Source organism: Rhizobium sp. 25PS6 (genome assembly GCF_032464655.1).
GTDB lineage: Bacteria > Pseudomonadota > Alphaproteobacteria > Rhizobiales > Rhizobiaceae > Rhizobium > Rhizobium laguerreae.
This window is the reverse complement of sequence record NZ_JAWDIV010000016.1, coordinates 181,908-194,447: the sequence shown is the minus strand read 5'-3', so window position 1 is coordinate 194,447 and position 12,540 is coordinate 181,908. Positions and strand designations below refer to the sequence as shown.

Genomic DNA, 12,540 nt, shown 5'->3' with positions numbered 1-12,540 from the left:
CCTGGCCTATCTTCGCTATGAGCGGAGCGCCCGCCTCATCACCGACCGCCATGAGCGCTGATTTCCTTCCCCGCGTGAAGATGGGCCGCGCAGTCACCATGCTGCTGCTGCTTGCCGTCATCTCGACGGCGGTCCTGGTTCATCTGATCTGGCAACGCACCGCGAGTGCCAATGTCGACAATGTCGTGGCGGCCCTGGATGCGCAGAGCACTGGGGCCGTCCGCAACGAACTCGCCTCGCAACTCGCACTCGTATCGAGCACGGCGGAAATAATCCGCTCCGTCTTCTTCCAGGGCGCCATCAAGCCCGACGACGAGGTCAAGCGCGAGTTCTTATTTCTCTCGCTGCTGCGTGAGCAGCCGGCGATCGCCTGGATCGGTTTCGGTTTCACCGATGGGCGCTTCTTCGGCTCGCATGCCGCCCCCGATGGCCGGATCGAGATGGTTGAAATCGGCAACGCCGCGCCCGGCAAACCTCGAACATTGCGCCGTGACAGATACAAGCCGATCCCCGGCGACATATTCTTCGAAGAACGCGTCAAGACCGAGAGCGCCTATGTGACGGAGGGCGCGTCCTGGTATCGCAAGGGCAAAGACAGCACCGGTCCGGCATGGACCGTCGTGGACATATTGCCAAGCGGTTTCGAGCCTTCGATCGTTCTTTCCAAACGGGTCGAAGCCTTCGGGCGGCTCGAAGGTGTCGTCATGGTAGCGGTCAGCCTGCGACAGCTGTCGCTGACATTGCAGGGCCTCAACATTCCTTCCGAGAGCAAAGTCTATGTGCTCGCGAAGGACGATGTGGTCCTCGCTACATCCGAACCGTCGGACGGCGTCATGGCCGCCCATCTCGCGGATTTTCCGAAAACCGACGTGCTTTCTGCTGCCGTCGCATCCGCGCGCCGAACCCATCCTCAAAGCGTCTTCCGCACGCTGCAACGGAGTGACGCTCTCGGGCCGGTCTTCATCTCGTCCAGTGCGCTGCCATTTGAAGACTGGCGGCTGCTGACGGCGATTCCGCGCTCCACCTTCGCCGGCGATATCGATCAGAACACCAAGCGCGTGCTCTTCATCGTCGCTGGCATCGCGCTGCTTGCCGCTGTCACTGCGATTATTTTCGCCCGCCTGCTTTTCGCCCGGCCGCTTGCCCGCCTTGCCCGACAGCTGCATGCGGTCGAACGCTTCGAACTCGATGCCGTCAGCCACACGCCCACCGTGCTGGTTGAACTTAATGACTTCTCCGTCGCGCTGAAACGGATGTCTTCGGGGCTATCGGCCTTCGCCCGCTTCATGCCGCTCGATGTCGTCAGGCCGCTTGTCAACGGCGGCATCGAGCCCAGGCCCGGCGGCAAGCTTACCGACATCACGGTTCTCTTCGCCGACCTGCCGGGCTTTACGGAGATGACCGAGGAACTCGGCGCCGGTGTCGAACCGCATCTCACCCGCTTCCTCACGCTTTCCATCGCCGCGATCCACGCCGAGGGCGGCACGGTCGACAAATTCATCGGCGACGCTGTGATGGCGATCTGGAATGCCCCGAACGACGAGCCCGATCACGCGTCGCGTGCCTGCCGTGCCGCGGCCGCGATCCGTGACGCGATGCATGCCATCCCGCCGCTCGCGCCCCAGCATGACGCAGTGCGGGTCAGGATCGGCATCAACAGCGGGACGGCACTCGTCGGCAATATCGGCTCGGCGGAACGCCTGAGCTACACGGCGATTGGCGATGCCGTAAACCTCGCAAGCCGCCTGGTCGGCGTCGCCAAAGACAAAGGCGTTGAAATCGTGTTGAGTGGCGAGACGTGGGAACGAGCAGACCGGCGGCTCGATGCCCGCTCGCTGGGAGAGACGGTGGTGCGCGGCAAATCGCAACCGGTGCCGATCTTTACCCTGGACCGGAAATCGCCCCCGATTTGAGGGAGGAAGGATCATGGAAAGTGCATCTTTCCTTATTGGCCTACTCGCCTGGCTGCAGGTCAAACATTTCGCCGCCGACTATCTCTTGCAGCCTGCCTGGATTCTGCAGGGCAAGGGCGACATCCGTCATCCGGGCGGCTATATCCATGCAGCGATCCACGTAGCAGGCAGCCTTCCGGGATTGTTTTTGTTCGGGCTGGATGGCGTGACGGTCGCGGTCTTGGCGCTAGCCGAATTTCTAATTCACTTCACCGTTGATCACTTAAAGGCCGTTCACTCGCGCCGCCATCCGGCTGCCGTGACAAGCCGTCCTTACTGGGCCGCACACGGAGCCGACCAGCTGTTGCATCATTTGACCTACACTGGGATTTTGGCTGTTGCGATGTGACAGAAGACAGACGTTTAATCGATCCTACAGATCATGCGAATGTCCGCTGTCAGCGCAGACTGCCCTCTCCTACCGCCGCCAACCAGGCTCGAATTCTGCGCTGCCTTGGTTACAGCGCAGGGTCGCTGGTCTCGGCTGCTTCCCTTCACGTTGCCGCTCTCTGTGGAAAGAGGACAGCTTGCGGAGCGGCTTTGACCCCGCCCACGATCAAGGGGTCACGATAGAGGCGAGGAGACGGTATTCCAAGCCTCGAATGCAGCGTTGCGGCCGAGCTTGGTAGGAACGGCAGGAGGCAGCGGGCAATGATCGCAAGGCCGTAGATCTGCTCGGCCAGGGAGGCGCCGAGACGAGCTGCGGTCGCCTTCCGGTCTTCCGGGGTGAGATCGGCAAGCAGGGCTTTTGCATCCGTCCACGGCGCGCATTGTGTAAACCGCCTGTTCGCCTCGCCGATAAACGCAAAAATTTCGGCGAGGCCGACATGGAGTTCGTAGGCATCGAAGGCTTCAGCCACCTTCCCCGGAAGGCGGGCAGCCTCGTCCACGAACGCGCTGTCCGGCACGGGTGGAACGATGCCGTCGAATGACGTCGACAGAAGCGCAAGCACCCGGTTGGCGAGATTTCCGAGCTGCCCGGCGAGCTCGCCCGACCACGAGGCTTCGAGACGCTCGGCGGAGAAATCGCCATCGTCTCCCGAGCGTATATGCCGGAGCAGGTAATAGCGCAGTGCGTCCGGCGTTCCATAGGATTGGATGATGCGTTCCGGATCGATGCCGTTGCCGCCCGACTTGCCGATCTTCCTGCCGTCCACCGTGACGTAGCCGTGCACGAGGATCGACGATGGCGGCGGCAGGCCTGCGGACAAGAGGATGGCCGGCCAGTAGATAGCGTGGAACTTGGAGATGCCCTTTCCGACGACATGGATGCGTTGGCCGCCGTTCCAGTAGCGCTGCAAGAGGGGTTCATCGGACCCGTGGCTGAGACCAGTGAGATAGTTCGCCAGGGCATCGAACCAGACGTAGACGACCTCATCTCCATCGGGGATGGGAACGCCCCAGCCTCGCGCCCGCTCCGCACTGCGCGATACGCTGATGTCGGTCAGGCCACGCCGCAGCAGGGCAAGGACTTCGTTGCGCCGATGAGCCGGGACGATCCGGAGCTCACCGGTCTCGACCAGCTCGATGAGCCGATCGCCATATCGGGACAGACGGAAGAACCAGTTCTCCTCGCGGATGATCTCAAGGGCAATGCCATGTTCCGGGCAGCGCCCGTCATCGAGTTCCGACGGCTCGTAGAACTGCTCGCAACCGACGCAATAGAGACCCTCATAGGCCTTGCGATAAAGGTCACCCTTTTCAGCGCATGCCTTCCACAAGGCGTGGACGCAGGCGATATGCCTTGGATCGCGGGAGGTGCGGACGAATTCCTCGTTGGAGATATCGAGCAGGCTGCCAAGGTGCTCGAACCTGTCCGCGTTCGCATTGACGAAGTCCTTGACCTTTTGTCCCGCGGCTTCCGCCGACCGGACATTCTTCAGGCTGTTGTCATCGGTTCCGCACTGGAACCTGATGTCGTGGCCGAGAAGCCGGAAATGGCGGGCATAGGCATCGGCCTGGACGAGTTCGAGGGCAAAGCCCACATGCGGCGCGGCATTCACATAAGGGATCGAGGTGGTGATGTAGATCGTGTTCATCGGTGTTTCCTTTCGAAGGCTGTTATTGCCCGCGAGACGGATCGACCCATGAAAAGACCGCCTCGAGGGCGGTCGCTGGTGCATTCTGGACGCACGAAATCCGCCACGCTATGAGCGCGGCATCATCATCACGAAAGTGCTGATCAGGGTGTTGTCCATGCCATTTTCCTAGCATCAAGAGCCGCTTCGAACAAGCGCGCTCGTCGATCCGGATGCGTTGGCCGCCGCGGGCATGACCTGCGGCGGAAAGCGATTGTTCCTGGCAGCCCGCCGTCACACCAGCCCGGGCACGACGAACACCAACCAGGCGACGACCGGGCCGATGATCGCGATCAAGGCGCTGTAGATCAGCAGCTGTCGCAGCACCTGCTCTCGCCAATCGTCCGGCGCATTGGCGACGACGAGAGCACCGTTGGTGGAAAATGGGCTGGTATCGACGATCGTCGTCGAGATCGCGATTGCCGCGACAACGCCGATGGCGCTGACGTGCCCTTGCAGGAGGAATGGCACCGCAAGGGGGATGATCGCGCCGAGCAGCGCGGTCGAGGATGCAAAGGCCGAGACGATGGCGCCGGTAAAGCAAAGCAGGAGCGCTACCAGCAGCGGCATGCCGAGACTGGATATGCCGTTCGCCACGTAGTCGACCGTGCCGGCCTTCTCCATGACGCCGACATAGGTGATGATGCCTGATATCAGCAGCACGGTCGACCAGCTGACCTTGTCGATTGCCGCCTTCTGGGTCTTCGGTGACAAGAGCGCCAGCGCGACGGCGACGGTCATGGCGACGAGGCCGACGTTGAATTTGAAAACCAGGGCGCCGACGCCGAGCGCCGTCAGGCCGATCAAGGTGGTAATTCTCTCATTGTTCAGGCGCAATGTCGTCGCGGTATCCGCCGCCGTGCCATAGGCATGCTCCCTGATCGGTTTTGCCGGCGTGCCGCCGTGACCTCTGATCGACTCCGATACGCCCTCTGGATGGAGTTCGGGCAAGGGACCAAGTGACGCGGGATCTTGCTTCATCACTTTTGCGCCGCCGAAAACGAAGAAGACCAGCACTGCGATCGCCAGGTTGAAGAAGAAGCTGGAGAGAAACAGCGAGGTCGGCGCGAAAGGCAGGCCGGCTTTCGCAACGATCTGGTTGGTGATTCCGCCATAGACGCTGATCGGCGAAAAGCCGCCCGCCTGCGCGCCGTGGATCACCATCAGGCCCATCATGACCGGGTGGATGCGGTACTGCACGGCAAAGCTCAACGCGACGGGTGCGAGAATGGCGACCGCGGCAGGCCCAAGTGCACCGAAACCGGTAATGATGGCGGCGACGAGGAACATCACCCAGGGAATCAAGCCGATCCGCCCGCGCACCATGCGGACGGCACATTCGACGAGCCAGTCGATCGTGCCGTTGATCTGCGCTATGGCGAAGAGGTAGGTGACGGCGACGAGTGTCAGGAATAGATCACTCGGAAAGCCGGCAAAAATATCGCTGGTTTTCATCCCAATGATCATCGAGCCGAGCACGAAGGCGCCGGCAAAGGCGAGCGCACCCATGTTGATCGGCTGGATCGTCGCAATGATGAACATGGCGACCAGCAGGCCTATGGCCAATAGTTCAATACCCATGATTCCCCTCCCTCCGACGCCTCCAGCGCCGTAGTTGTTGTGTTCAAGATTGATGCTGGATGTCGACGCACACTCCTCCCAGAGGGCGCGTCGCCTTACCTCCTGGTGTAAAGATCGGAGTATTGCTGCCGCAGGATGTTTTTCTGAACCTTACCCATGGTGTTGCGCGGCAGGTCGTCGGCGAAGATGATGCGCTTGGGTTGTTTGTAGCGGGCGAGACGGTCCTGGAGGGCGCTGACGATGGTCTTTTCATCGAGGACGGCGCCGGGCTTGCACACGACGACGGCCGTTACGCCTTCTCCGAAATCGGGATGCGGCACACCAATAACTGCGCTCTCGACCACACCCTCGATCTGGTCGATCTCGCCTTCGACCTCTTTCGGATAGATGTTGTATCCACCCGAAATCACCAGATCCTTGCCGCGACCGACGATGTGGACATAACCTTCCCGGTCGATTTTGCCGAGATCGCCGCTGATGAAGAAGCCGTCGGCGGTGAATTCGGCGGCGGTCTTTTCCGGCATGCGCCAATAGCCCTTGAAGACGTTCGGCCCCTTGATCTCGATCATGCCGGTTTCTTCAGGCGGCAGCGCGAGCCCGGTGGCGGGATCGGTGACGCGCACGGTCACATCAGGCAGCGGGAAGCCGACCGTTCCGGCAATCCGTTTGCCCTCATAGGGGTTGGACGTGTTCATGTTGGTTTCCGTCATCCCGTAGCGCTCGAGAATGGCGTGACCGGTGCGGGCCTGGAACTCGGTATGGGTTTCGGCCAGCAGGGGAGCCGAACCGGAAATGAAGAGGCGGATGTTGGCGACCGCCTTTCTGTCGAGGCGCGGGCTTTGCAGGAGGCGCACATAGAAGGTCGGCACGCCCATCAGCATCGTTGCCTGCGGCATCAGCGACAGGATCTCCTCCGGATCGAACTTCGACAGCAGGAACATCGAGGCGCCGGCGAGCAGTGTGACGTTCGTGGCGACGAACAGCCCATGCGTGTGGAAGATCGGCAAGGCATGGATCAGCCGATCGTCGGCGGTGACGCGCCAATAGTCTCGCAAGGTCAGGGCGTTCGAGAGCAGGTTCCCATGCGTGAGCATCGCCCCCTTGGAGCGTCCGGTCGTTCCCGACGTGTAGAGAATCGCGGCCAGATCATCCGCGGAACGCGAGGCATCGACAAAGTCGGCCGGCTCATCGCGTGCGAGATCCAGCAACGAGCCGCTGCCGTCGGCATCGAGCGTTTCGACGATCGCGCCGTGAGGCTTGGCGATTTTCTCCACGCCCTCTCTCGCAGCCGACGCGACAACCACCAAACGCGGCTCCGCATCGCCGATAAAATAATCGAGCTCAGCCAGCGTATAGGCGGTGTTGAGCGGCAGGTAGACCGCGCCGGTTCGAAGACAGGCGAGATAGAGGATCAATGCCTCGGCACTTTTCTCGACTTGCACCGCCACCCGGTCGCCGGGGCGAATGCCGAGCGTGTCCATCGCGCCGGCAATGCGGCCGGAAAGAGCGAAAGCGTCATCATAGCTCCATGTGCGCGTGTTATCGATCCGGATGAACGGCGCATTACCGGGCGCGGCCGCCCGCATGGCGTCGAAAAGATGGTTGCTCACTTTCGCCCTCCTCCAAGCGTTGAGTTCATTATCTGTGCGAATGGCCGGGAGCCTTGCTGGCCATTGCCGCCGCGGCGGCTTTCGTCGTTCTGGTTGAGCAGGTTCTTGACGGCAGGCGAGGCAATCACTTCGCCGCGCTGCGCCAGGGCCTCGTGGTTGGCCACGATATCGTCGAGCTTGTAGAGGTAGTTGACCATCAGGCCGTGGGCCTGCTGCATCGCCTTGGTCGAGCGGTCGCCAAGAAAATTCAGTCTTTCCAGTCGAGCGCCGTTGCCGAGATGGAAGCGGGCAACAGGATCGATGGGGCGGCCCTCCGGCGTCCGTTCAGCCAGGAAATAGCGCGCGGCAAGAGGCAGCAGCACGCGCTCCACTTCGCTCGCCGTATTCTCGTTGTCAGGCCAGCTCGGATCGTCCAGCAGCATCAGCGTTTCGCGGGCCGTTTCCGGCAGCAACCGGTCGGCGGTCGAGGCGCGCGCCTTGGCAAGCCAACGGGCAAAGCCCGGAACGGGCGATAGCGTGACGAAATTCTTGAGGCCGGGCAGGTCTCTGCGTAGGTCTTCCACGACTTGCTTGATCAGGAAGTTACCGAACGAGATGCCGCGCAGGCCATCCTGGCAGTTGGAGATGGAATAGAAGACAGCCGTCGTCGCCTCGTCGGCATTGATCTGCTCCCTGCCCTCTACCAGCACATCTCCGATCGCGCTGGGCACCGATCGTGTCAGCGCCACCTCGACGAACACGAGCGGATCGTCGGCCAGTCGGGGGTGGAAGAAGGCAAAGCATCGACGGTCGGCCGGCGCCAAACGACTACGCAATTCCTCCCAGCCGGCGATCTCGTGCACGGCCTCGTATTTGATGATCTTTTCAAGGATGTAGGCCGGCGTCGACCAGTCGATGGGTCGCAGCGTCAGGAAGCCGCGATTGAACCAGGAGCCGAACAGATGCGTGAAGTCGGCGTCAAGCGCGTGATATCCTGGGGATTGGTCTTTGGAAGCAAGCAGATGCTCACGCATCCGGACAAGCTTGGCGGTGCCGTTCGGCGCGTGATTCAATCGGCGCAGAAGCTCCTGTCGCCGCGGCTCGGCTGCCTGGTGGAGCGCGATGATCGCGGCAGAGCTTTTGTCGGTGCGGTAATTTTCAATCGCCTGGTCGAGCTTGTTCGTGTCGGGCCCGAACTTTTCATGCAGCATATCGAGGAATGCCTGCGCGCCCTCGCTCTCGAGCGCGCCCCAGCGATCGAGTATCTCGGCCGCAAGCGCCATGCCCGAGGCTTCGCCTCGGCTCGACAGCAGCATTTCACAGAGTGTCTGGAGATCGGCCTTGGCTGCGACCTGCGTGGCGCGGGAGCCGGAAAACAGAAGCTGGCGTCCGCGATCCGTGATGCTCTGCAGCATGTCGGTGAAGAAGGAAGCCTCAGACATGCCATTCTCCTTTCTTCTACCGGCCGGCTCGGTGCGGACCGTTTTTGACGGCTGCTTCCCATCGTCGGGTTTCACCGGTAGTATGTAGAATGCCACTCTTCGTACACGAGGTCAATGATCGTGTATACAAGAAGTGCCTTTATGTATGAGGGAATTGAAACGAATGTCCGAGAATGTCGGCCGATGGCTTCGCGATGAGATTGAAAATTCAATTCTTTCCAATGAGTTCTCCCCCGGTGAGCGACTCGACGAAATGGTGCTTGCGACGCGTTTCGGGGTCTCCCGCACGCCGGTGCGCGAGGCGCTGATGCAGCTTGATGCGATCGGCCTCATCGAAATTCGACCGCGCAGAGGCGCAATCGTCATCGATCCGGGGCCGCACCGCGTCTACGAGATGTTCGAGGTGATGGCCGAATTGGAGGGCCTGGCCGGGTCGCTCGCCGCACGACGGCTGGACAACGCCTCCCGGGAAGCGATCACGGCCACCCACAGCCGCTGCGAGCAATCAGCCGCGGCCGGTGACAGCGATGCCTATTATTACGACAATGAGGAATTCCATAAGGCCATCTACGCAGCCGGCCGAAGCGAATTCCTCGAGGAGCAATGCGTGCAATTGCACCGCCGCCTACGGCCTTATCGCCGCCTCCAGCTGCGCGTGCGCAACCGTCTGTCGACATCCTTCTCAGAACATTGCGCCATCGTCGACGCGATCTTTGCCGGAGACGGAGATAAGGCCCGCCGCCTGCTGCGGGGGCATGTCGGCATTCAGGGAGAGAGGTTCAGCGATCTGGTCGCAAGCATGGCGGCCAGATGACATGACAGCGTGACCTCAGGCGGCAGGAAAGCCCCACACCCGCGCGATGGAAGCCGTCATCCGATATGCGCGGGTCTCCATCAGGAAAAATTCTCCAGCACCGCCAGGAATGTGTGCCGGTCGCCCTGCCCTTCGGTCAGGCGCACGCGACCCTCGATGTCGGCGAGGTGGTGGTCCATCAGCTGTTGCGCCTTGGCGAGGTTTTTCTCCTTCAGGGCGGCAACGATCATGCGATGGTGGTCCGCGCCGCAGTCGTCCTTGCGGTCCTCTTCGTACAAAGACATGACCAGCGAAAGCCGAGCAACGATCTTGGCGAGCACTTCGGTCAGCACCGGGTTGCCGGCGATTTCGGCAAGCACGATGTGGAACTTGCCGGACAGAACCGTCTTCGACTTTTCGTCGCCATGGTGGTGGATGTGCTCTTCTTCGTCGGTCAGCTTTTGCAGCGCATCCAGCTGCTCGGGCGTGACCCGGGCGATCACCAGTTCTAGCAGCAGGCCCTCGATCTTCCGGCGCGCCTCGAAAAGGCTCCTGGCCTGCTCGACGCTCGGCTCGGCAACGAAAGTGCCGCGGTTTCTCTTCCGCTCCAGCAGGTGGTCGCTTTCAAGCACGCCGAGCGCGCCGCGCACGACCGTTCGGCTGACACCAAAATGCTCGGCGATCGCTTCCTCCAGGATCTTGGTGCCGGGCTTGAGCGCCCCTTCGCCGATGGCGGCGGCAAGCGTGGCGCGAATGCGTTCCGAGACATCGTCATTGGTGTCGGTGCTTTCCACCGGCCCATTGGCTGCTGCCATCGCTTTGGGACTCTGGCGGCGCATCTTTCTCATTGCAGTCTCCAAATTGCCTCTGGCGGCCCGGCGTGGATTCGATCGAACATCAAATATCCAAGCGCCATAATTTTTTCCATAAGAATGTTTTTGCGTAAATAGTTCCGGCGCCAGCGTTTCGATAGGCGGTGGCGACGGAAAAATTCCGGCACCGTCTCGGGACTCAAGCCGCTTTCTGCTTCTTTTCCGGCACCGACAGGGCAATGCCCTTTTCGGCGCAAACCGTCTCGACGTGACGAGCCGATTGCTGGATGAAAGCGATTGCCTCGTCGAAACCGTAGGATTGCACCTCATAGGTCGGATAGCCGTAGCGGCTGCTCTCATAGGCCTCCCAGTCGAGAACAGCCCCGGAGGCGACCCGTTTCTCATAGGCATCCACCATCGCCATATAGGCCGCAAGCTCATCCGCCGTCAGGTCGGGGTGGCCGGCGCGCCAGATAGGATCGTCGATCTCGATGCACTGGCGCGGATTAGCCTTGCGCGGCCTGTCGGCGACAGACTGGGCAACCTCCAGCGACAGGTTCAGAACCGGGTTGGCGTCCGCAAGAATGGGAAGGATCGTGGCGAAATCGACGATGCCGCCGCCAACAGGTCTGGCCTGGAAATCGAGTCCACCTGGAGCGCGCCCGACATAGGCATCCTTGATATGGGTCTGGCGGATATGGGGAGCCAGGCGCTTGGCGGCGAAGACCGGATGCTCGCCCCGCTGCAGTCCGTTGGCCGTGTCGAAGACAACGCCGACACAATCGTCACCGACCTTCTCGATCAATCGCAGGATCTCGAAGGAGGTGATCTCGTCATGGGTTTCAATGTTCATGTGTGCGCCATTGGCGCGGGCGACGGGCGCGAGCTTGCGGAGGACCTTTTCGATCCCGAGCAACTGCTCTTCCCAGGTCACGTCGGTGCGGAAGCGGTCATTGGCCAGCCGGCCGCGATATTCGCTCTTGAAATTGCCCGGAGCGACCCAGAGCTCATAGCAGCCGATTGCGGCACTTGCCTCGATTATGCGCGTGAAACCGGCGATGATATCGCCGCCGCCGGCGGCCCGGAGCGCCGGTTCCTCGGCGCTGCAATAGGGATTGATCTTGCCGATGCCGCTTTCGAGATAGAGGCCAAGGTCGTCGGCCTTCGCCCTGATCTCGCGCAGCAGGCCGGTGTCGAGATCGGGGCTCATGTCCAGCGCCGTACTGAAGAAAATGCCTGCGAGCCCAAGCTCCTTGACGTGATCAAGGCTTGCCAGAGGCCCCCGCTTTTTTGCCTCGGGCAGCTTTATGCTGTCGATACCCAATTTCATGTCATGCTCCTCTGCTGTTTCCTGATGGGGCGCGCTGCACTGGCGACCCCTTCGTTGTTGATCTCAATTCACGTCGATGGATCCGCGATCACGCCCGTCCGGGAGCGCGAGGCTTCTCTGCTGTCCGGCCTTTCGGAACGAGGCTCTTTTCGAGATAGTGCTGGCCTATGGATGCGACGCTCGTGATGGCGAGGTACCAGATCGAGGCGACGAACAGCAGTTCGATGACGAGGAAGTTCCGGGCGTAGATCGCCTGGGCCTGCGTCAGCAGATCCTGCATGCCGATGACCGAGACGATGGCACTGGCCTTCAGCATGCCGATGGCCTGGTTCCCCGTCGGCGGCACGATGATACGCGTGGCCTGGGGCATGATGACGGTGAGAAAAGTCTGTGTCTTTTTCAGCCCGAGCGCCGTTGCCGCTTCGCGCTGGCCGCGATCGACCGCGACCAGGCCGCCGCGGATGATCTCCGACATGTTCGCGGCTTCGTGCAGTCCGAGTGCGAGGAAGCCGGCCAGGGCCGGCGTCACCAGATCGTTGATCGAAATGGTGAAGCTTCCCATCCCGACCTGCGGGATGAAGAGGGCGATATTGAACCAGAAAAAGATCTGGACAATCAGCGGCACGCCGCGAAACCACCAGACGAAGCCGGCGGCGATCACCTTGAGAACCAGGTTCTGGCTCGTCGCCATCAGCGCCAGCAGGCATCCGAGCACGATGCCGAACACCATGGCGCCTGCCGTCAGTTCAAGCGTCAGCAGCACGCCGCGCAGGATCGAAGGATCCACCAGATAGCGGGGGATCTCCGACCACTGGATGCTCTGGCTCTGCCCGACGATGAGCGCGAAGAAGGCCAGCGCTGAAATCGCGATGGCACCGGTTGCGATCTGGCCCCAACGCATCGGTCTTCCGACCGATGGCGCAAGCGAGAGCGATATGGGTGACGCTTGAAACAGGGCCATCG

General features: G+C 61.5%; 10 protein-coding genes. 3 read left to right on the top strand and 7 right to left on the bottom strand.

Annotated features, from left to right (window positions below):
- Positions 1-50: 50 nt before the first annotated feature.
- Together RWK44_RS23270 and RWK44_RS23265 are read left to right on the top strand one after the other, a co-directional pair.
- Positions 51-1,913, top strand: a complete 1,863-nt coding sequence (locus RWK44_RS23270) for an adenylate/guanylate cyclase domain-containing protein (protein ID WP_222062758.1) — start codon at positions 51-53, stop codon at positions 1,911-1,913.
- Positions 1,914-1,926: 13 nt separating this feature from the next.
- Positions 1,927-2,301 carry a DUF3307 domain-containing protein gene (locus RWK44_RS23265; protein ID WP_131666113.1) on the top strand — a complete coding sequence of 125 codons (375 nt, stop codon included), beginning with the start codon at positions 1,927-1,929 and terminating at the stop codon, positions 2,299-2,301.
- 145 nt (positions 2,302-2,446) lie between these two features.
- On the opposite strand, the gene metG is transcribed toward RWK44_RS23265, so the two are convergent.
- The 4 genes from metG to RWK44_RS23245 form a co-directional block, all read right to left on the bottom strand.
- Positions 2,447-3,991, bottom strand: coding sequence for a methionine--tRNA ligase (gene metG / locus RWK44_RS23260; RefSeq protein ID WP_316029448.1), 1,545 nt, complete (start codon positions 3,989-3,991; stop codon positions 2,447-2,449).
- A 273-nt stretch (positions 3,992-4,264) separates the two neighbouring features.
- The gene (locus RWK44_RS23255) at positions 4,265-5,611 is read right to left on the bottom strand and encodes an SLC13 family permease (RefSeq protein WP_132613277.1); all 1,347 of its coding nucleotides are present in this window, start codon (positions 5,609-5,611) and stop codon (positions 4,265-4,267) included.
- A gap of 95 nt (positions 5,612-5,706) precedes the next feature.
- Complete coding sequence (locus RWK44_RS23250) at positions 5,707-7,221, bottom strand: malonate--CoA ligase (RefSeq protein WP_316029447.1); 1,515 nt, start codon at positions 7,219-7,221, stop codon at positions 5,707-5,709.
- Positions 7,218-8,642 carry a malonyl-CoA decarboxylase gene (locus RWK44_RS23245; RefSeq protein ID WP_222035208.1) on the bottom strand — a complete coding sequence of 475 codons (1,425 nt, stop codon included), beginning with the start codon at positions 8,640-8,642 and terminating at the stop codon, positions 7,218-7,220. Before RWK44_RS23245 ends, RWK44_RS23250 begins: the two co-directional genes overlap by 4 nt.
- Positions 8,643-8,805: 163 nt before the next feature.
- Here RWK44_RS23245 and RWK44_RS23240 point away from each other — a divergent pair, with 163 nt between their 5' ends.
- A complete protein-coding gene (locus RWK44_RS23240; RefSeq protein ID WP_131642458.1) occupies positions 8,806-9,456 on the top strand; it encodes a GntR family transcriptional regulator in 651 nt (216 codons plus the stop codon).
- 80 nt (positions 9,457-9,536) lie between these two features.
- Here the strand turns inward: RWK44_RS23240 and RWK44_RS23235 are convergent, their stop codons facing one another.
- From RWK44_RS23235 to RWK44_RS23225, 3 genes are all read right to left on the bottom strand, one after another.
- On the bottom strand, positions 9,537-10,283 hold the full coding sequence (locus RWK44_RS23235; protein WP_131642457.1) for a GntR family transcriptional regulator: 747 nt from the start codon (positions 10,281-10,283) through the stop codon (positions 9,537-9,539).
- Between the two features lie 163 nt (positions 10,284-10,446).
- A complete protein-coding gene (locus RWK44_RS23230) occupies positions 10,447-11,577 on the bottom strand; it encodes a sugar phosphate isomerase/epimerase family protein (RefSeq protein ID WP_316029446.1) in 1,131 nt (376 codons plus the stop codon).
- Positions 11,578-11,665: 88 nt separating this feature from the next.
- Positions 11,666-12,538 carry an amino acid ABC transporter permease gene (locus RWK44_RS23225; protein WP_131642455.1) on the bottom strand — a complete coding sequence of 291 codons (873 nt, stop codon included), beginning with the start codon at positions 12,536-12,538 and terminating at the stop codon, positions 11,666-11,668.
- Between the last annotated feature and the right edge of the window lie 2 nt (positions 12,539-12,540).